15 protein-coding genes are annotated in these 18,560 nt (G+C 37.3%); 8 read left to right on the top strand and 7 right to left on the bottom strand.

Going from position 1 to position 18,560, the window contains the following annotated elements; all coding sequences use genetic code 11:
* Nucleotides 1-6: 6 nt before the first annotated feature.
* From VB264_RS08705 to VB264_RS08735, 7 genes are all read right to left on the bottom strand, one after another.
* Nucleotides 7-219: a heavy-metal-associated domain-containing protein gene (locus VB264_RS08705; protein ID WP_323248538.1), complete on the bottom strand. Its 213-nt coding sequence runs from the start codon at nucleotides 217-219 to the stop codon at nucleotides 7-9.
* A 29-nt stretch (nucleotides 220-248) separates the two neighbouring features.
* On the bottom strand, nucleotides 249-2,474 hold the full coding sequence (locus tag VB264_RS08710) for a heavy metal translocating P-type ATPase (protein WP_323248539.1): 2,226 nt from the start codon (nucleotides 2,472-2,474) through the stop codon (nucleotides 249-251).
* Nucleotides 2,475-2,557: 83 nt separating this feature from the next.
* Entirely contained in the window at nucleotides 2,558-3,067 is a 510-nt protein-coding gene (locus VB264_RS08715) for a heme-binding domain-containing protein (protein WP_323248541.1), read from the bottom strand.
* A gap of 185 nt (nucleotides 3,068-3,252) precedes the next feature.
* Nucleotides 3,253-3,585, bottom strand: coding sequence for an L-rhamnose mutarotase (locus tag VB264_RS08720; RefSeq protein ID WP_323248543.1), 333 nt, complete (start codon nucleotides 3,583-3,585; stop codon nucleotides 3,253-3,255).
* Between the two features lie 242 nt (nucleotides 3,586-3,827).
* Nucleotides 3,828-4,424: a gluconate 2-dehydrogenase subunit 3 family protein gene (locus VB264_RS08725; protein ID WP_323248545.1), complete on the bottom strand. Its 597-nt coding sequence runs from the start codon at nucleotides 4,422-4,424 to the stop codon at nucleotides 3,828-3,830.
* A 4-nt stretch (nucleotides 4,425-4,428) separates the two neighbouring features.
* Complete coding sequence (locus tag VB264_RS08730) at nucleotides 4,429-6,153, bottom strand: GMC family oxidoreductase (protein WP_323248546.1); 1,725 nt, start codon at nucleotides 6,151-6,153, stop codon at nucleotides 4,429-4,431.
* A 232-nt stretch (nucleotides 6,154-6,385) separates the two neighbouring features.
* On the bottom strand, nucleotides 6,386-7,411 hold the full coding sequence (locus tag VB264_RS08735) for a LacI family DNA-binding transcriptional regulator (protein WP_323248548.1): 1,026 nt from the start codon (nucleotides 7,409-7,411) through the stop codon (nucleotides 6,386-6,388).
* 563 nt (nucleotides 7,412-7,974) lie between these two features.
* Between VB264_RS08735 and VB264_RS08740 the strand changes: the two genes are divergently transcribed.
* From VB264_RS08740 to VB264_RS08775, 8 genes are all read left to right on the top strand, one after another.
* Nucleotides 7,975-9,372 carry a Gfo/Idh/MocA family protein gene (locus VB264_RS08740; RefSeq protein ID WP_323248549.1) on the top strand — a complete coding sequence of 466 codons (1,398 nt, stop codon included), beginning with the start codon at nucleotides 7,975-7,977 and terminating at the stop codon, nucleotides 9,370-9,372.
* A 34-nt stretch (nucleotides 9,373-9,406) separates the two neighbouring features.
* The gene (locus VB264_RS08745) at nucleotides 9,407-10,786 is read left to right on the top strand and encodes a putative oxidoreductase C-terminal domain-containing protein (RefSeq protein ID WP_323248550.1); all 1,380 of its coding nucleotides are present in this window, start codon (nucleotides 9,407-9,409) and stop codon (nucleotides 10,784-10,786) included.
* Between the two features lie 18 nt (nucleotides 10,787-10,804).
* Nucleotides 10,805-11,971 (top strand): Gfo/Idh/MocA family protein, encoded by a 1,167-nt coding sequence (locus VB264_RS08750; RefSeq protein WP_323248552.1) that lies wholly within the window; start codon nucleotides 10,805-10,807, stop codon nucleotides 11,969-11,971.
* A gap of 44 nt (nucleotides 11,972-12,015) precedes the next feature.
* Nucleotides 12,016-13,230 (top strand): mannonate dehydratase, encoded by a 1,215-nt coding sequence (uxuA, locus tag VB264_RS08755; protein WP_323248553.1) that lies wholly within the window; start codon nucleotides 12,016-12,018, stop codon nucleotides 13,228-13,230.
* A 30-nt stretch (nucleotides 13,231-13,260) separates the two neighbouring features.
* Entirely contained in the window at nucleotides 13,261-15,369 is a 2,109-nt protein-coding gene (locus tag VB264_RS08760) for an alpha-glucuronidase family glycosyl hydrolase (protein WP_323248554.1), read from the top strand.
* 134 nt (nucleotides 15,370-15,503) lie between these two features.
* Entirely contained in the window at nucleotides 15,504-16,253 is a 750-nt protein-coding gene (locus VB264_RS08765) for an SDR family NAD(P)-dependent oxidoreductase (RefSeq protein ID WP_323248555.1), read from the top strand.
* 201 nt (nucleotides 16,254-16,454) lie between these two features.
* Nucleotides 16,455-17,486 carry a glycoside hydrolase family 43 protein gene (locus tag VB264_RS08770; protein ID WP_323248557.1) on the top strand — a complete coding sequence of 344 codons (1,032 nt, stop codon included), beginning with the start codon at nucleotides 16,455-16,457 and terminating at the stop codon, nucleotides 17,484-17,486.
* A complete protein-coding gene (locus VB264_RS08775; protein WP_323248558.1) occupies nucleotides 17,487-18,560 on the top strand; it encodes an endo-1,4-beta-xylanase in 1,074 nt (357 codons plus the stop codon).

Here is an 18,560-nt window from a genome sequence, read left to right on the forward strand (position 1 = left end):
AACCGTTTACTGTGGTTGTATCGTAAAGCCAGCTTTCTGCACAGCCTCAATTACCTCTTGACTCGTCAGTTCGTCTTCACCCGATACTTTAAGGGTTTTATCAGGATTTTCAATATCCACTTGCCAATTTTCTATATTCTCTACTTGGTTGAGAAAAGGTTTTACTTTAGCTACGCAATTATTGCAATTGATATTGGTTTTGAATGTTAAAGTTGCCATCTTGGATTGTGATTTAATGATGATACCAATCATCTATATTTTAAACGAATACTATTACTAACTACTGAAACTGAACTGAGCGCCATTGCCGCTCCTGCTATCATAGGATTTAGCAAAAAGCCATTGAATGGAAATAATACGCCTGCTGCCAATGGGATACCTATCAGATTATAAATAAATGCCCAAAATAAATTCTGGTGAATAGTTGATACCGTTTGCCTAGAAAGCTTTAAGGCATTTGGAATTTTTAGTAAATCAGAAGATATTATAGTCATTTTGGCTACGTCCATCGCAATGTCCGAGCCTTTGCCCATCGCAATGCTAATATCTGCTTGGGCTAACGCTTGTGAGTCGTTGATACCATCACCAACCATCGCCACTACTTTGCCTTCTTTTTGCAATTGCTTAATAAACAGTGCTTTATCATTGGGTAGTAAGCCCGCCTGTACATTTGTAATACCTACTTGGCTTGCTACTTTTTCTGCTGTTAAAGCATTATCACCTGTCAGCATATATACGTCAATGCCCTGTTTTTGTAATTGTTGAATGGCTTCAGCAGAAGTACTTTTGATTTTATCTGTTATAGCAATGATGGCTATTACTTGAACTTCAGTTGCAAAAAGAACCACAGTTTTCCCTGACTTTTCTAAAGAGATAACTGCTTTATTATCAATAGTCTTTACGATATTTTCTATCCATTTCGGACTGCCGACAAAATACTTTTTACCTTCAAATGTAGCCTGTATTCCTTTGCCGACGATATTTTCAAAATCAATAAGCGTTAAAGGTTTTGTTCCTTCTGATTTTAGATATTGAGTCACTGCTTCTGCTAAAGGATGTGTAGAAAGACTTTCAAGGGATAGTAAAATACTTTTGAAAGTTTCGTTGGCAGAGTCATTCAGCCAGATTAAATCACTTACAGAAGGTTTGCCTTCGGTTATTGTACCTGTTTTATCTAAAATAATGGCATTGACCCTGTGGGCAATTTCCAAACTTTCAGCATCTTTTATCAAAATTCCGTTTTCGGCACCTTTCCCTACACCAACCATAATAGCGGTAGGCGTAGCCAAGCCTAAAGCACAGGGACAGGCAATGACCAATACTGATACGGAAGTTAATAATGCGTGCGTCAAAGCATTTTCTCCTCCGAAAATCATCCAAACGATAAAAGTTACCACCGCAATACCTAAAACGATAGGGACGAAAATACTAGCAATTTTATCGACCAATTTTTGTACGGGAGCTTTACTGCCTTGGGCTTCTTGTACCAATTGGATAATCTGTGCTAAGAATGTTTCATCGCCTACTTTTTCAGCAATGAATTTGAAACTACCTTGCTGATTTACAGTACCAGAATATACCTTTGAACCCTTACTTTTTTCTACAGGCAAAGGCTCACCACTCATCATGCTTTCATCTACAAATGAATTTCCAGAAAGTACTTTCCCATCTACAGGTATCTTATCGCCCGGACGAATCAAAATTCTATCACTTACTTGTACATCAGCAATGGCTATTTCTTTTTCTACGCCATTATCAATTATTAAAACTGTTTTGGGCTGTAAGCCCATTAACTTTTTGATGGCAGTAGAAGTATTTGCTTTAGCGTTTTCTTCTAATAATTTGCCCAACATAATAAATACAATGACCACCGCAGCAGCTTCGTAATATACATGAGCGTGCAAACCTCTATGATGCCAAAACTCAGGGAACAGCGTATTATATAAACTGAACAGAAAAGCAATACCAGTACTTAAAGCCACAAGTGTATCCATATTGGCACTTCCAGCACGGGTTTGTTTAAGCGCATTGACAAAGAATTGTCGGCCAAACCAGAGAAGAACGGGGGTAGTAAGTACCAACTCTATCCAATTGGCATAAGGCATATCCATCAAAAACATCCCAATGATTACCACAGGGAGCGTAAGAATACTAGCCCAGATTAAGTTTTGTTTGAGTGTTCTATAATGATTTTGTTTAATGAGGTTTTGTTGTTCTTTGGCTTTTTCGGGTGTTCCCAAAATTAAGCCGTAGCCGATAGCTTGGAGTTTTCCCTGTAAAAATTCTGGTGAAGTAAGATTGGTATCAAATTGAATTTTAGCCGATTCGCTTGCAAAATTTACACTTGATGCTAATACGCCATTTTGCTTATGAAGGATATTTTCAACACTGCTAGCACAAGCAGCACAGGTCATCCCCGTAACGGGGATAACCAAAGTTTTGATGTTATGTTGAATACCTGTTTCGCTTTCCATGATTTGTGAGATATTTTAATAACACAAAATTATGGTAAAGTATTAGCAGACATATTATATAATTATGGATAAAACTTACATAATTAATCGGTCACAGGCTTTTTCCTTCTTTTCAATACAAGACTATCCGCTGGATAAGTAGCCTTTAACGTGTCCATCTGAGCTTTTGCCCAATCAATAAGTACTTTCTTTTGCGCTTCTGTCAGATTAGCTTCTTTGTGTAAACCTAAATAAGTATATGAAGGTAAAGGCATTTCTCCCTTTTCTATTTGTTCAACTGTTTCATTTAATTTATGGTTTTGTACAGCGATGGGAAGTTTAGTGAAAGTTGAAAAATTAAGTTCTTCTTTACCTTCTTCCACATGATGATTAAGCCAAAAAGCAACTGGCTGAATGTTAGCGTACCACGGATATGCTGTTTTGTTACTGTGGCAGTCGTTGCAGGCTACCGTTAAAATATCCTTCACTTCGTCTGTTACTACATATTTAGTAGAAATATTATAGGTTTGGTCGTCGGAAAGATTTCTTTCAGGGCGGATAAATTGGATTAATACTAATACAATTACTAATGCGAATAAGATTTTGTTTTTCATGGTTAATGGGAGTGTCGTTTATAACTGATGATATAAATGCAATAGTAATTAAAATTTGTATCATCGCAAATGATAGGAATCAGCTTATTTAAAGAAAAATATGAGTTGGCAAAGTTGAAAGTATAAAAATTGTCTAGGCTATAAAGTGAAATGCCTAAACTTTTCAAAAGTTTAGGCATTTCACTTTATACTAACTTAAAAATTCTATCCATCAAAAGCCACTTTTCACCCTCTTTGGCAATAGGTAAGGCTGATTGGTATTTCCACATTAGTTTTTCCCATTCTTGTACTTTAGGATTATTAGCATCCATTTCTCCTTTTTTATCAAACGAAAAATCGTCTTCCGTTTCCATAATCATGAACAGTCTGTTCATAATTCTATAGATTTCCATATCTATAACCCCAGCGTTCAAAATACTAGCTTTTATTTCTTCCCAAACGTTTTGATGATAGGCTTCATATTCAGTGATGAGCTGTGGGTCGTCAACTAAATCAAGGGCAAGACAAAATCTCTTCATTTTATTATGTTATATTTTTTGAGTGATACACCCAAAAGGCAAAAGTAAGTTTGAATACTCTTTTTGATAGAGAAGCTGTTTAAACTTTCCGTTTCTGAGGTGAAAGTACTGTATTTTTGAATTGATTCTTTCAAAATTTGTGAAGTATAGCAATCGCTACGTTGAGTAAATTTTGGGACAAGCTATGCTAAAAGACTTAGTTTAATCCGAAAGGAAAAGTTTAAACAGCTTCAGAGGTAATATTATTCATTCCAAGCATTACCGACTTTATCCAAGGGCATACAAGCAATAAATTCTCCCGGGATAGGGTCGTACGAAAGTATTTCTTTACCCACTTTTTCAGAAGTATAATAACCCAATAATGTCAAGCTTTTGAGCCTCCTGAAAAATGAAATTGGCGCTGGTTTTGCTACTAAAGTAATGCCCCAAGCACTAGGAGGGAGCTTGCCACCTTCTTTATCTGCTTTTAATAAAAAGGCTTCTCTTTCTGCCTGTGTACATTCAATGAAGGGCTTTTTGTAGGCTTCTTCACAACTTTTATCAAACTTCTCTAAATCTTCCACAAATGCTTTCTGGTCTTCTTCCGAAAGCATATCTTTTAACATTTTATCGATAAACTGAGGTACGCCAAGCTCTTTTGCTCCAGGTGTTTCTGTTTTCGGTAAAATCGTTTCTGTGATTTCCGCAATTAGGTTTGCCTGATTGTTTGAAAGAAATACAGGCTTCCAGTTTAACTGCGCTTCTTTTTGGCAAGCAATAAAAAGTTCGGACAAGGCACCAGCTGATAAACTGTAACCTAAGAATAAGGATGTATTTTTAAGGACTTCTCTGCGATTCATGATGTTACAAATTTTTACGGTTCAACTCATTTACAGCAAAATCAACAGCGCGTGCTGTAAGTGCCATATAAGTAATAGAAGGATTAACACAAGAAGCAGACGTCATACAAGCCCCGTCTGTTACAAATACATTAGGCACTGAATGAATTTGATTATTGCCGTTGAGCACAGAGGTTTTAGGGTCTTTTCCCATTCTAGCCGTTCCCATTTCATGCACGCCTACGCCTAGTCCACCAGCATTATCAAAGGTCTTTACATTTTTAAAACCTGCATTTTCCAACATTTCGGCAGCATCTATCCTGATTTGCTCACGCATTTTCATTTCATTTTCTTTCAATCCAGCATCAAAAACCAATTGTGGAATTCCCCATTTGTCGGTTTTCTCTGAGTCTAAGCTTACCATATTGTCGTGGTATGGTAATACTTCCCCAAAACCCATCAATGCCATTCCCCAGCCTCCTGGCTTAAATAACGACTCCTTAAAGGCTGCCCCAACGCCCTCTTCACTTACACCTCTTCCCCAGTTACCTCTGCCACCACCTGCTCCTTGGTAATCATAACCACGAATAAAGTTTGGATTTTTAGAAGCGTCATTCAAATTTACATATCTTGGAATAAACAAGCCTGTTGGTTTACGCCCCTTATAGTATTGGTCTTCAAAACCATCATAGGAACCCATGGCTCCTGTTCTATAGTGATGGTCCATTAAATTATGCCCTAATTCACCACTATCATTCCCCATTCCATTGGGGAAACGGCTTGATTTGGAATTTAATAAAATCTGAGTGGTGGCTAAAGTAGAAGCACAGCTAAAAATGATTTTGGCTTTGAAAATAATCTCTTCTTTTGTTTCGCTATCAATTACCCTTACACCTGTAGCACGTTGTGTTTTTTCGTCATAAATGATAGAATGAACGATAGCGTTTGGACGAATAGAAAAGTTGCGGGTATTGTTTGCAGCGGGTAAAGTAGCAGAATTACTACTAAAGTATGCCCCGAACGGACAACCCCTTGAGCAACGGTTACGGTTTTGACATTTGCCACGCCCTAAAGCTAAGTGCTGTGGCTGTGGTTCTGTAAGATGAGCTACCCTTCCCGTTGTGACTGGGCGACCATTGAATTTTTTAGCTACTTCTGTTTTAAAGTGTTTTTCCAAGCAGTTTAATTCAAATGGAGGAAGGAATTCTCCATCGGGCAAATGGTCAAGACCTAATTTCTCGCCACTTACGCCCACAAATTTTTCTACATAAGAATACCAAGGAGCCAAATCTTTATAACGTATAGGCCAGTCGATAGCAATGCCATCTTTTGCATTGGCTTCAAAATCTAAATCGCTCCAACGATACACATGTTTTCCCCAAGTGAGTGAACGCCCCCCAACATGATTACCCCGAATCCAGTCGAAACGTTGTTTTTCTTGGTATGGATTATCGACATCATTTGTAAAAAAATGTTTGGTGGATTCACCAACAAACCCACTTCGTATCTGGATGTGTTGCTTTTGTTGGTCTTCATACGAAAGTCCACCACGATGTTCAAGTTCCCAATGATCCAACATCATGGTTGGGTAATCTTCCACATGGTTTACCATTCTTCCCTTTTCAAGGACTAATGTTTTTAAGCCTTTCTCACAAAGTTCTTTAGCAGCCCAACCGCCACTCATTCCAGAGCCAATCACGATGGCATCGTAGGTATTATCTTTATTGATTTTAACGTTCAGATTTGGCATAAATTAATTATTAAATTGCATTCCTCTAAGGTCGATGATATTTTTTAAAAATGCAATTTTTAATGATGAAGCTGTTTAAACTTTCCGTTTCTTAGGTGAAAGTATTGTATTTTTGAATTGATTTTTTCAAAATTTGGGAAGCATAGCATCGCTACGTTGAGTAAATTTTGGAACAAGCTATTCTAAAAGACTTAGTTTAACCCAAAAGGGAGAGTTTAAACAGCTTCGATAGCTAATCTCTCGAAAACAAACTTGATTCTCGAATAATCAATTCAGAACGTAAAGTAATCGTAGTGGTAGTATCCAGATTCATATTGCCTTTTAAGTGATTTATCAAACTTTTTACAGCCATTTCCCCCATTTCTTTAGCAGGATAATGAATAGTAGTTAGCTTAGGTGAAATTACTTGTGCAACAGGGTCATTATTGAAACCTACTACAGAAATATCTTTAGGGATATCTATTTTCAAATCTTTCAAAGTGGCGATACAACTAACAGCACATAAATCACTGGCAATAAAAAGCGCATCGGGTTTGTTGGCTAATGCCTTTATTCGATGAGCTATTTCTCGCCCAGCCTCTAGGTTTAGGGCTGTAACCCAAACATTATCTTGATTCAGGGGAATGCCTTGTTCTGTAAGTGCTTGTTGATATCCTTTAAGTCGGTCGGAATAAACATTCCTTTTTAAATTACCTGTAATATGGACAATATTTCTTCGTCCTTGTTCAATCAAGTGTTTGGTGGCTTCATAACCCGCCTTGGCATTGTCAATGACGATATCTGGACAATCACTATTCTCAAAAATACGGTCGAAGAAAATCAAAGGAATTTTCTTTTTCATAAAAGGCAGAAAATGTTCAAAGGAATCAGTATCAAAAGCTACAGAAACCAATAAGCCATCTACCCGACTGCTAAACATTGTTTTTGCGTTGGCGATTTCCTTTTTTTGTGATTCAAGCGATTGACTAATAATCAAATTAAAACCTTCTTCATTGGCCACTTTCTCCATCCCTGCAATAACAGTAGACATGATGTAGCTATTCAGCCTAGGCACAATAACACCGATAGTATTCGTTTTTTGTTTACGAAGATTGCTCGCAAATTTATTAGAACGATAGCCCAATTCGGTAGCTCTGGCATTGACTAATAACTTCGTTTTTTCATTAATGGCAGGATGATCATTTAAAGCCCTGCTGACAGTTGCAGGCGATAACTTTAATTGATTTGCAATGTCGTAAATAGTTATTTCTTTACTCATGATATAAACTTTATGACCCTTCCAGATTCCTATTGCTAGAATATCATGCTTGGGATTTCTTTCATTGGATAATTATGGTACAATTATAAAACAATTTTATGCAACAATTGAAAATATTACAGCATTAATGTTTATAAATGATTTGACCTTTCTTAACCTGATTTATCATTTAATGGTTATTTATGCCCTTTTTGGCTCTTTTGATAGCTTTTCTTATTTTTGTGAAACTAAATAGTAAAATATTTAATTGGAATAATTATAAAATATTTATGCAACCGATTGCATAATAAAAATTAATTTCCATCTTTACATTCTCAATTAAAATAACAATATTTAGGTAGCATAAACCAGTAGATATACTACGCTATGATACTTTTGATACCAGCGACATAAGCATTGTTTTACATCATATAATATAAAAATATTTATACAAGATACTATTGAATATTGAGTTAATAAGCATGCTGATTTAAATAGTGAATAAAAGCTTGTAGCATGAAAAAACACATTAGTTATCAAGTAAAGCATTAAGAACCTTTTTAATTTTTGAATATAAAACGGATATGTCACAAGAACAGAAAAATGTAATATCTAGAAGACAATTTCTTGATTTAGGTATTAAAGGAACTTTAGCAAGTTCTATCATTACAGGTTTTCCAACCATTGTTCCAGCTTCTGTGTTTGGGAAGAATGCTCCCAGTAATAGAATAAACATCGGGGCAATTGGTACAGGTAGAATTTCAAGAGGGCATGATATGCCTGGCGTTTGGAAATTCGATAATGCTCAGATAATGGCTGTGTGTGATTTAGACAGCAATCGTGTTGAATCAGCTAAAAAGCTAGTAAATGATTTTTATTCAAAGAAAACAGGAAAAGAATTTGACGGTGTAAAAACCTATACAGATTATCGAGAACTGTTACTCAACAAGGATATTGATGCGGTATTGGTAAGTACGCCCGACCATTGGCATGCCCCAATAGTGATTCATGCTGTAGGTGCCAAGAAAGATGTATATATGCAAAAGCCCGCTTCTTTGACTATTTCAGAAGGAAGAATGATGGCTAATGCCGTGAAAAAATCAGGAAGAATAGTACAAGTAGGAAGTCAGCAACGTTCATCAAACCAATTTAGGTATGCCGCAGAATTGGTAAGAAATGGTAGAATAGGCACTTTAAAGACTGTTTATGTGGGTTTGCCGGGTGACCCATCAGGTGATGAAGAACCTCAAATGCCTATCCCGAAAAACCTTAATTATGATATGTGGCTGGGAACAACGCCAGACGTATATTATACTGAAAAAAGAGTACATCCACAATCAGGTTTCGACCGCCCCGGTTGGTTGCGTTGCGAGCAGTTTGGTGCTGGTATGATAACAGGATGGGGTTCGCACCATATAGACTGTGCACACTGGGCTATGAATACAGAACATACAGGTCCTATTGAGATTTGGGGTAAAGCAGATTTCCCTAAAAAAGGACTTTGGAATGTTCATGGAATTTTCAGAACTGAGGCAATGTATGAAAACGGCGTAAGGATGGTTGTAAGCAATGAATTGCCCAACGGTATTAAATTTGAAGGAACAGAGGGATGGATTTTTGTATCAAGAGGAGACGCTGCCGTTACTTCAAGCGACCCTACAGCGAAACAAAATGCCCCAAAAGCCTTGGACGCAAGCGACCCTAAAATAATAACTTCTGTCATTGGTGATAACGAAATACACTTGACAGTTAGTAAAGACCATCATGGAAACTGGCTGGAAAGCATTGTTTCTAGAAAAGAACCAATAGCACCCACAGAAATAGGACATCGTTCATGTACTGCTTGTTTGTTGCATCATGCTGCGATGAAGCTTGATAGGAAACTATTTTGGAATCCAACACAAGAAAGATTTATCAATGACCCAGAGGCAAATTTACTGTTAGCAAGAGAGCAGCGAGCACCTTATGCTATCAAAATTTAACAATGAGTTATTTAGAGACTAAAAAGAGATAATAATGAAAGTAATCAATAAAACGCTTTTGTGCATTGGAATAGGATTGTGTTCAAGTGTATATGCACAAGCACAATCAGTGCCAGCAGTAAAAATAATCACCCTCGACCCTGGGCATTTTCATGCGGCACTAGTTCAAAAAAATATGTATCCAGATGTAAGTCCGATAGTACATGTTTATTCACCTGTTGGTAATGACGTGCAATTTCATATTGATAGAATCAATTCTTATAACGCTCGGGCAGATAATCCTACTCATTGGCAAGAAAAGGTATATGCGGGTAGCGACTATCTTGAAAAGATGCTAGCTGAAAAAGCAGGGAATGTAATAGTGATAGCTGGAAACAATAGAATCAAAGCAGATTATTTAGAGAAATCGGTCAATGCAGGATTCAATGTGCTTGCTGACAAACCGATGATAATTGATGCAAAAGATTTCACGAGATTAAAAGCTACTTTTAGCAATGCTGCTAAAAAGAAAGTACTGCTTTATGATATCATGACAGAACGCTATGAAATCAGCACGATGCTTCAAAGGGCATTTTCAGGGATTCCCGCTGTGTTTGGTACGTTAGAAAAAGGAACGCCTGATAATCCCGCAGTTACGAAAGAAAGCGTTCATCATTTTTATAAGTATGTATCTGGCAGTGTATTAACGCGACCAACTTGGTTTATGGATGTCGCTCAACAAGGTGAAGGCGTGGTGGATGTGACAACGCATTTGGTAGATTTGATTCAATGGGAATGTTTCCCTGAACAAGTGATTGACTATCAAAAAGATGTCAACATAACTAGTGCCAAGCGTTGGACGACGGATATGACTTTGAGTCAGTTTAAAACGATTACTAAAACAGATGGTTTTCCTGCATTTTTGAAGAAAGATTTAGCTAATGATACTACCCTGAAAATATATGCAAATGGGGAAATCAATTATCAACTAAAAGGTATTCATGCCAAAACTTCAGTAATATGGGCTTATAAAGCACCAGAGGGTGGTGGCGATACGCATTATTCTATCATGCGTGGTACAAAAGCTAATCTTATCATTCGTCAGGGAGCAGAACAAGGTTATAAGCCAACGTTGTATATCGAGCCTATCAACCCTGCTGATACTTATGAACCTGCTCTTTTAAAAGCAGTCGCAGCTTTGCAAAAGAATTTTGAAGGAATTGCTGTAAAGAAAAATGCAAAAGGGTGGGAAGTGTTGATACCAGAAAAATATAAAGAAGGTCATGAAGCCCATTTTGGGCGAGTTGCCGAAAAATACTTGGAATTTTTGAAAGCGGGTAAATTACCTTCATGGGAAGTACCTAATATGATTTCAAAATATTACACAACAACCAAGGCTTTGGAGATTGCTAAAAAAACTCAATCTAACAAGTAGAAAAAACCGAAAAAGACGATGGAAAACGGACAAAACAATCGCAGAGATTTTCTTAAAAATACGCTTTCTTCCGCAGCGGGCATGGTGTTAATGTCGGGTGTTTCGCAAGAACTCATGGCTAGTGCTACCAAAATAGAAACTATTAGTTCACCATACATTCATAGACACCTTGCGCCTAAAATTAAATTTGCAGTAATAGGCATGAATCACGCCCATATTTACGGTCAGGTTGAGGCAGTAATTCGTGGGGGAGGAGAATTGGTTGCATTTTATGCCAAAGAGGCAGATTTAGCGGCTAATTTTGCCAAAAAGTATCCGAATGCTAAGTTGGCTTCGAGCGAAACAGGAATTCTGGAAGATAAGTCGATACAATTGGTATTGAGTTCTATCATTGCTAACGAAAGAGCTCCACTAGGTATTAGAGTGATGAAGCATGGGAAAGACTATATGTCGGATAAACCCGGTATTACAACGCTAGAACAATTGGCAGAAGTAAGAAAAGTACAAAAAGCTACCAAGCAAATCTACTCCATCATGTATAGTGAACGCTTTGAAAATAAAGCTACTGTAAAAGCAGGAGAACTGGTAAAGGCAGGGGCTATTGGGAAAGTGGTGCAAACAATCGGATTAGGCCCTCATAAAATAAATGCTAATTCAAGACCTGCTTGGTTTTTTGATAAAAAACAATTTGGAGGTATCCTGTGTGACATTGGTTCGCATCAATGCGACCAGTTTTTGTTTTTTACAGGCTCAACAAAAGCAGAAGTGGTAGCTTCGCAAATTGCTAATGTCAATCATCCTCAATATCCATTATTTGAAGATTTTGGTGATGTGATGTTGCGTGGTAACGAAGGTTCAGGCTATGTGAGAGTTGACTGGTTTTCGCCAGATGGACTGAAAACTTGGGGTGATGGTCGCCTTACTATTCTGGGTACAGAAGGATACATTGAGATTCGTAAAAATATAGACATAGCAACCTATGACCACGGGAATAATTTATACTTGGTAAACAACAAGGAAACTAAATACATAGATTGTAGCAACGAGTTTTTACCTTATGGAGAACAATTAGTGAATGATATTGTGAATCGTACAGAAACGGCGATGACGCAAGAACATTGCTTTTTGGCAACGGAATTATCCATTAAAGCCCAGACACTTGCACATAAGTTAACAAAAGCCTAAGGCTTTTGTGCTTACCGTTTTTTAAAATTATTAGCTTACAAAATATGAGTATGATGCACACAATGCGTTGGTTCGGACCCAACGATCCCGTTTCACTGATGCACATTCGACAAGCAGGTTGCTCGGGTGTAGTTTCGGCTTTACACCAAATTCCTGTAGGAGAGGTTTGGACTGTCGAAAAAATCAAGGAACGTATTCAAATAATAGAAGAAGGTAATGCACAATATAGTCCGCTTACGTGGGTAGTAGTAGAAAGTTTACCTGTACACGAGGACATTAAAAAAGGATTGCCTTCGCGTGAGCAATACATTGAAAACTACAAAACCTCATTACAGAACTTAGCGACTTGTGGCATCAAAACAGTTTGCTATAATTTTATGCCTGTATTGGATTGGTCACGAACTAACTTGAATTATGAAATGCCTGATGGTGCTAAAGCCCTTAGGTTTGTTTGGGAAGATTTTGCGCTATTTGATTTATACATTCTGAAAAGACCCAATGCACAGTTAGATTATACAGAAGCAGTACAAATTTCAGCATTAGAAAAGATGAAAGCAATGTCTGCCGAAGAGCTTGCTTTGCTTACCAACACTGTTTTATTAGGTTTGCCCGGTTCAGAAGAAGCCTTTGAATTAACTAATTTTCAGGCACTTTTAGATAATTACAAACATATTGGTGATGCCGAATTACGGGCAAATTTATATTATTTCATTCAGCAGATAGCACCCTTAGCCCAAGAGCTAGGCGTGAATTTATGTATTCACCCTGATGACCCTCCGAAGTCATTATTGGGTTTACCAAGAGTAGTAAGTACCGAAAATGATTTAGCACAACTAATGGCGGCGGCTGATGTAACAGCCAACGGTATTACTTTTTGTACGGGTTCTTTAGGCGTAAGAGAAGATAATGATTTGCCAAAAATGATTCAGCGATTTGGAGAACGGATTCATTTTATTCATTTACGTACCACTAAACGAGAAGAAAATCCACTCAATTTTCATGAAGCTGCCCATTTGGATGGAGATGTGGATATGTATGAAGTGGTGAAAGCCATTGTGCTAGAGCAAAATCGAAGAAAAGAAGCCAATGAAGGTGTTGTGTCGATACCGATGCGACCAGACCACGGGCATTTGATGTTGGATGATTTAGAGAAAACAGGCAAGCAGAAATCGTATCCAGGCTATTCTGCCATTGGTCGCTTAAAAGGCTTGGCAGAATTAAGAGGTTTAGAATTAGGAATAGAACGCAGTCTGAAATAATCCACATTATTGCCAAAACATTATAAAATTATGTATAAAAAAATAATAGGATTTTTACTGTTTTTTGTCAGTATGAATACCTTTGCCGATGATGGTTATCGTTTATGGTTGAAATATGATTTAATCAGTAATAAGCAACAACGAGAAAGTTACGCACATTTTACAAAATTTATTGTAGCCAATACTCAACATGAAATCATCAAAGTAGCTACTGATGAATTAAAAAGTGGTTTACAAGGATTGCTTGGTAAGCAAGTTTCAGTATTGAGTACCTCAAAAAATGCAGGTGGAATTGTACTTCAACTTTCGAAAAATCAAGCATTGAATGATGAAGGATTTACCATTATCAATCAGAATGGCAATGTAGTGGTTTCTGGTAATACCGAAAAAGGGATATTGTATGGAACATTTGAATTGCTAAGAAGTATACAGACAGGAAAATCGTTAGCAAATATCTTTATCACGAGTAATCCTAAAATCAAACTACGGATGTTGAACCATTGGGATAATCCATTGGGAACTATCGAAAGAGGTTATGCAGGCTCATCTTTATGGAAATGGTATGAATTACCTGAAAATATCGACCCTCGCTACAAAGATTATGCGCGTGCGAATGCTTCAATTGGTATTAACGCAACGGTAGTCAATAATGTAAATGCTAGTGCAAGATTCATGACCAAAGAATACCTTTTAAAGGTAAAAGCCTTGGCAGATGTTTTTCGTCCGTATGGCATTCAAATATTTTTATCGGTGAATTTTGCTGCTCCCAAAATTTTAAAGGGAGCTAAAACATCAGACCCACTCGACCCTCAAGTACGTGCTTGGTGGCAAGCCAAAACAAAGGAAATTTACAGTATTATTCCAGATTTTGGAGGGTATTTGGTAAAAGCTAATTCTGAAGGAGAGCCTGGTCCACAGGATTTTGGAAGAACACATGCCGACGGTGCAAATATGTTGGCGGAAGCTTTAAAACCTTTTACGGGTGTAGTTATTTGGCGTGCCTTTGTGTATAAACCAAGTTCAAAAGATGACCCCAAAGGTGATCGCTACAAAGAAGCTTATAATGACTTCAAACCGTTAGATGGACAATTTGATAGAAAAGTAATTGTTCAGGTCAAAAATGGCCCGATTGATTTCCAAGCACGTGAACCTTTTCACCCACTTTTTGGAGCTATGCCTAAAACACCACTGGCGATGGAATTTCAGATTACCCAAGAGTATCTGGGATTTTCTACCAATTTGGTTTATTTAGCGCCCCTCTTCAAAGAATGTCTTGAATCAGATACTTATGTAAAAGGTAAAGGCTCAACAGTAGCGAAAGTGGTTGATGGTTCTTTGCATGATTATAATTTAACGGCCATTGCTGGAGTAGCCAATACGGGTTCTGACCGTAATTGGACGGGTCATTTTATGTCGCAAGCTAATTGGTATGCATTTGGTAGATTGGCGTGGAACCATGAATTATCATCAGCACAAATCGCAGATGAATGGACTAAAATGACCTTAATGCAAGATGAGAAAGCAGTAAAAACGGTTACGAATATATTGTTAGCCTCGCGTGAAAACTATGTGAATTTTACTACTCCGTTGGGACTTCACCATATTATGGGACAAGGCATTCATTACGGCCCTGAGCCTTGGTTAGAGAGAAGTGCACGTCCTGACTGGGCATCGGCATATTATCATCGTGCTGATAGTGTAGGTCTTGGTTTTGATAGAACAAAAAAAGGCACAGAAGCCCTTTTGCTGTATGCACCAGAAGTACAAAATCAATGGAATGACCCTAACAAAACTCCATTGCCCTATTTACTATGGTTTCATCATGTAGGCTGGAAAACTAAATTATCAACAGGGAATACGCTTTGGGATGAACTTTGTACTAGATATTATACAGGATTAGCCTCAGTAAAAGAAATGCGTCAGCAATGGTCATCCGTGAAGTCGAATGTTGATAAAGAGATTTTTGAAGATGTAGCAGGTAGACTAGCTGTACAGGAAAGAGAAGCCATTTGGTGGAGAGATGCTTGTGTGTTGTATTTTCAGCAATATTCAAAAATGCCAATTCCTGCTCCTTTCCCAAAACCCGAAAGAAGTCTGGAGGAAGTAAAAACATTAGTAGAAACGTATCAATTGAGGTAGCTATGAGCTAATAGCTATGAGTTTTTTCTTGATACCTTGAATTAGTAAGGCACAGACATTTATTATAATATTTTAAAAAATCAATAGTAAAAAAGCTAATGGCTCATAGCTATCAGCTTAAAGCTAAAAAAATCATGTTTTCATTAGAAGGAAAAATTGCCCTGATTACTGGGGGCGGAAGTGGAATTGGCTTTGCCATTGCTCAATGCATGGTTACGGCAGGAGCGAAAGTAGTTATTACAGGTAGACGTGAGCAAGCCTTAAAAGATGCGGTTGCTGAATTGGGTGATAGTGCTTTTTATATTGTGAATGATGTAACAGTTTTAGAACACTTAGAAGGCTTGGTAGAGCAAATAGAAAGTGAAATAGGTGCTATTGATATTTTAGTAAACAATGCAGGTATCAATATGAAAAAATTTGCGGTAGAAGTTACCGATGAAGATTTCAACCGTATCGTGCATACTAACTTGAATGCCGTATTTGCTTTAACCCGTGCCTGTGCTAAAAAAATGTTACCACGTAAGAAGGGCTCAATTTTGATGATTTCTTCGATGGCTGCCTATTATGGGATAGACAGAGTGGTGGCGTATACAGCTTCAAAATGTGGCGTAGAAGGTATGGTTAAGGCATTAGCAATGGAGTTTTCTATCGACAATGTGCGTGTAAATGCGATTGCCCCAGGGTTTATCGAAACGGCAATGTCACAGACTGCAATGAATTCTGACCCTGCTAGAAAGCATAAAGCACTCGACCGCACGCCTATGGGGTACTTTGGAAAACCAGAAGATATTGGTATGGCTGCCGTATTCCTGTCTTCAGAAGCTGCCAAATATATTACAGGAGCCTCGTTGCCTGTAGATGGCGGAAATTCAATCGGGTTTTAATCATTACCTGACCATTAATCATCATGAACTATAGAGTCGATTGACTCTATAGTTTTAAACAGTTCTTATGTGTTCTAGTTTTTTATTGTAATAATCTTGTAAAAAGCAGATATTATTATAATATTTGCTTTTAAATCAATGTTTGATAAATACGTGAAGCACTGAAAATTGCTTATTACACACTCTTAATTTTAATTATCCATGAAAAAACAATTCTTATCCTTATGCTTAGTGGCTGCATCTTTGTCTGTCTTCGGACAAGCGAAAAAGCCTATATCGCAACCTTTGGTTTCTCATATTTACACAGCCGACCCTTCTGCCCATGTATTTAATGGAAAAATCTATATTTATCCTTCACATGATATTGAGTCGGGCGTGAAAGAAGACGATGAGGGTGGACATTTTGATATGAAAGATTTTCATATTTTATCAATGGATAAAGTAGGAGGGAAAGTAACAGACAATGGCGTTGCCTTAGATATTAAAAATATTCCTTGGGCAGGTCGTCAGTTGTGGGCTCCTGATGCTGCGTTTAAAAACGGAACCTATTATTTATATTTTCCAGTAAAAGATAAAGATGATGTTTTTAGAATAGGCGTAGCCACTAGCAAAAGTCCCGTAGGGCCATTCAAAGCAGAAAAAGAACCCATTAAAGGCAGTTATAGCATAGACCCATGTGTGTTTAAAGATACTGATGGTAGTTATTATATGTATTTCGGAGGTATTTGGGGTGGACAATTACAACGTTGGAAAACAGGAAGCTATGACCCTAAAGGGAAATTGCAAGATGATAAACAACCTGCTTTAGCTCCTAAAATAGCCAAATTAAGTAAGGATATGCTAAGCTTTGCCGAGGAAGCAAAAGATGTACAGATTCTAGACAAGAATGGTAAAGTATTATTGGCAGGCGACAATACCAAACGTTTTTTTGAAGCGTCTTGGTTACATAAATACAAAGGCAAGTATTACTTCTCTTATTCAACAGGTGATACCCATTTTATCAATTATGCTATAGGAGATAATCCTTATGGACCATTTACTTACAAAGGAGTAGTATTGAATCCTGTTGATGGTTGGACAAACCATCATTCTATTGTAGAAATCAAAGGAAAATGGTATTTGTTCTATCATGATGTACAGCTTTCTGGAAAAACACATTTAAGAAATGTAAAAGTGACAGAGTTGAAGTATAATCCAGATGGAAGTATTCAAACAATCACTGCTTACAAATAAATGAAGAAAACCCTTTTAACCGTTTTATATACTTGTAGCTCTTTATGCCTTTTCGCTCAAAGCGAAAAGGTCAAGGGACTCAAAGATTATTATCAAGCCTATTTCCCCATTGGTGTAGCAGTAAACCCTCGGATGGTGAATGAGGGTGCAGAATCTTCCTTTATTGTACAACAATTCAGTAGCCTTACGCCTGAAAATTCTATGAAAATGGGGCCCATTCATCCTCAAGAGAATGTGTATAATTGGGAAGCCTCAGACAAGATGGTAGCCTTTGCTCAGCAAAATGGCTTGAAAGTACGGGGGCATAATTTGTGCTGGCACAACCAAACACCTGCATGGTTCTTTAAAAAAGATAATAGAGTCGTTACGAAAGAGGAACTATTAGCTCGTTTAAAAGCACATATTTTTGAGGTAGTAAAACATTATCAAGGCAAAATTTATGTTTGGGACGTAGTCAATGAAGCTGTGCCCGACACTGGACTTTCAATGTATAGAAAATCTAAATTTTATGAGATTATAGGAGAAGAATACATCGCCAAAGCTTTTGAATATGCTCATGAAGCCGACCCCAATGCATTACTTTTTTACAATGACTATAACACTGAAAGTAAAGCTAAAAGAGAAAAAATCTATCAATTATTAAAAGGGCTCAAACAAAAAGGAGTACCTATTCATGGCGTTGGTTTACAAGCCCATTGGTCTATTGATGAACCTACACAAAGTGAATTAGAAGAATCAATTACCAAATTTGCGAGTTTGGGTTTGAAAATACAGATTACTGAACTAGATATTTCGGTGTATCCAAAAGAACATGAAAGACGTGAAAGGAGGGAAAACGATGGAGTAGGTATTTTCACGGATGAAATGGAACAGAAGCAGATACAGCAATATAAAATGGTTTTTGATGTTTTCAGAAAGCATAAACAAAACATTACCAGCGTAACATTCTGGAATCTTTCAGACCAATATTCTTGGTTGGATAATTTTCCTGTAACAGGTAGAAAAGACTTCCCGCTTTTATTTGATAAAAACCTTAAGCCCAAAAAAGCATTTTGGGAAGTTGTTAAGTTTTAA

It is taken from the genome of Arcicella aquatica (genome assembly GCF_034928825.1).
Classification (GTDB): Bacteria; Bacteroidota; Bacteroidia; order Cytophagales; family Spirosomataceae; genus Arcicella; species Arcicella aquatica.

Bases quoted from the DNA above. Each gene is read 5' to 3' on its own strand.
- VB264_RS08720 (WP_323248543.1), bottom strand. From the start codon at position 3,585: ATGAAGAGATTTTGTCTTGCCCTTGATTTAGTTGACGACCCACAGCTC.
- VB264_RS08740 (WP_323248549.1), top strand. From the start codon at position 7,975: ATGTCACAAGAACAGAAAAATGTAATATCTAGAAGACAATTTCTTGAT.
- VB264_RS08765 (WP_323248555.1), top strand. From the start codon at position 15,504: ATGTTTTCATTAGAAGGAAAAATTGCCCTGATTACTGGGGGCGGAAGT.
- VB264_RS08705 (WP_323248538.1), bottom strand. From the start codon at position 219: ATGGCAACTTTAACATTCAAAACCAATATCAATTGCAATAATTGCGTA.
- VB264_RS08775 (WP_323248558.1), top strand. From the start codon at position 17,487: ATGAAGAAAACCCTTTTAACCGTTTTATATACTTGTAGCTCTTTATGC.
- VB264_RS08715 (WP_323248541.1), bottom strand. From the start codon at position 3,067: ATGAAAAACAAAATCTTATTCGCATTAGTAATTGTATTAGTATTAATC.
- VB264_RS08730 (WP_323248546.1), bottom strand. From the start codon at position 6,153: ATGCCAAATCTGAACGTTAAAATCAATAAAGATAATACCTACGATGCC.
- VB264_RS08725 (WP_323248545.1), bottom strand. From the start codon at position 4,424: ATGAATCGCAGAGAAGTCCTTAAAAATACATCCTTATTCTTAGGTTAC.
- VB264_RS08735 (WP_323248548.1), bottom strand. From the start codon at position 7,411: ATGAGTAAAGAAATAACTATTTACGACATTGCAAATCAATTAAAGTTA.
- uxuA (WP_323248553.1), top strand. From the start codon at position 12,016: ATGAGTATGATGCACACAATGCGTTGGTTCGGACCCAACGATCCCGTT.
- VB264_RS08745 (WP_323248550.1), top strand. From the start codon at position 9,407: ATGAAAGTAATCAATAAAACGCTTTTGTGCATTGGAATAGGATTGTGT.
- VB264_RS08760 (WP_323248554.1), top strand. From the start codon at position 13,261: ATGTATAAAAAAATAATAGGATTTTTACTGTTTTTTGTCAGTATGAAT.
- VB264_RS08770 (WP_323248557.1), top strand. From the start codon at position 16,455: ATGAAAAAACAATTCTTATCCTTATGCTTAGTGGCTGCATCTTTGTCT.
- VB264_RS08750 (WP_323248552.1), top strand. From the start codon at position 10,805: ATGGAAAACGGACAAAACAATCGCAGAGATTTTCTTAAAAATACGCTT.
- VB264_RS08710 (WP_323248539.1), bottom strand. From the start codon at position 2,474: ATGGAAAGCGAAACAGGTATTCAACATAACATCAAAACTTTGGTTATC.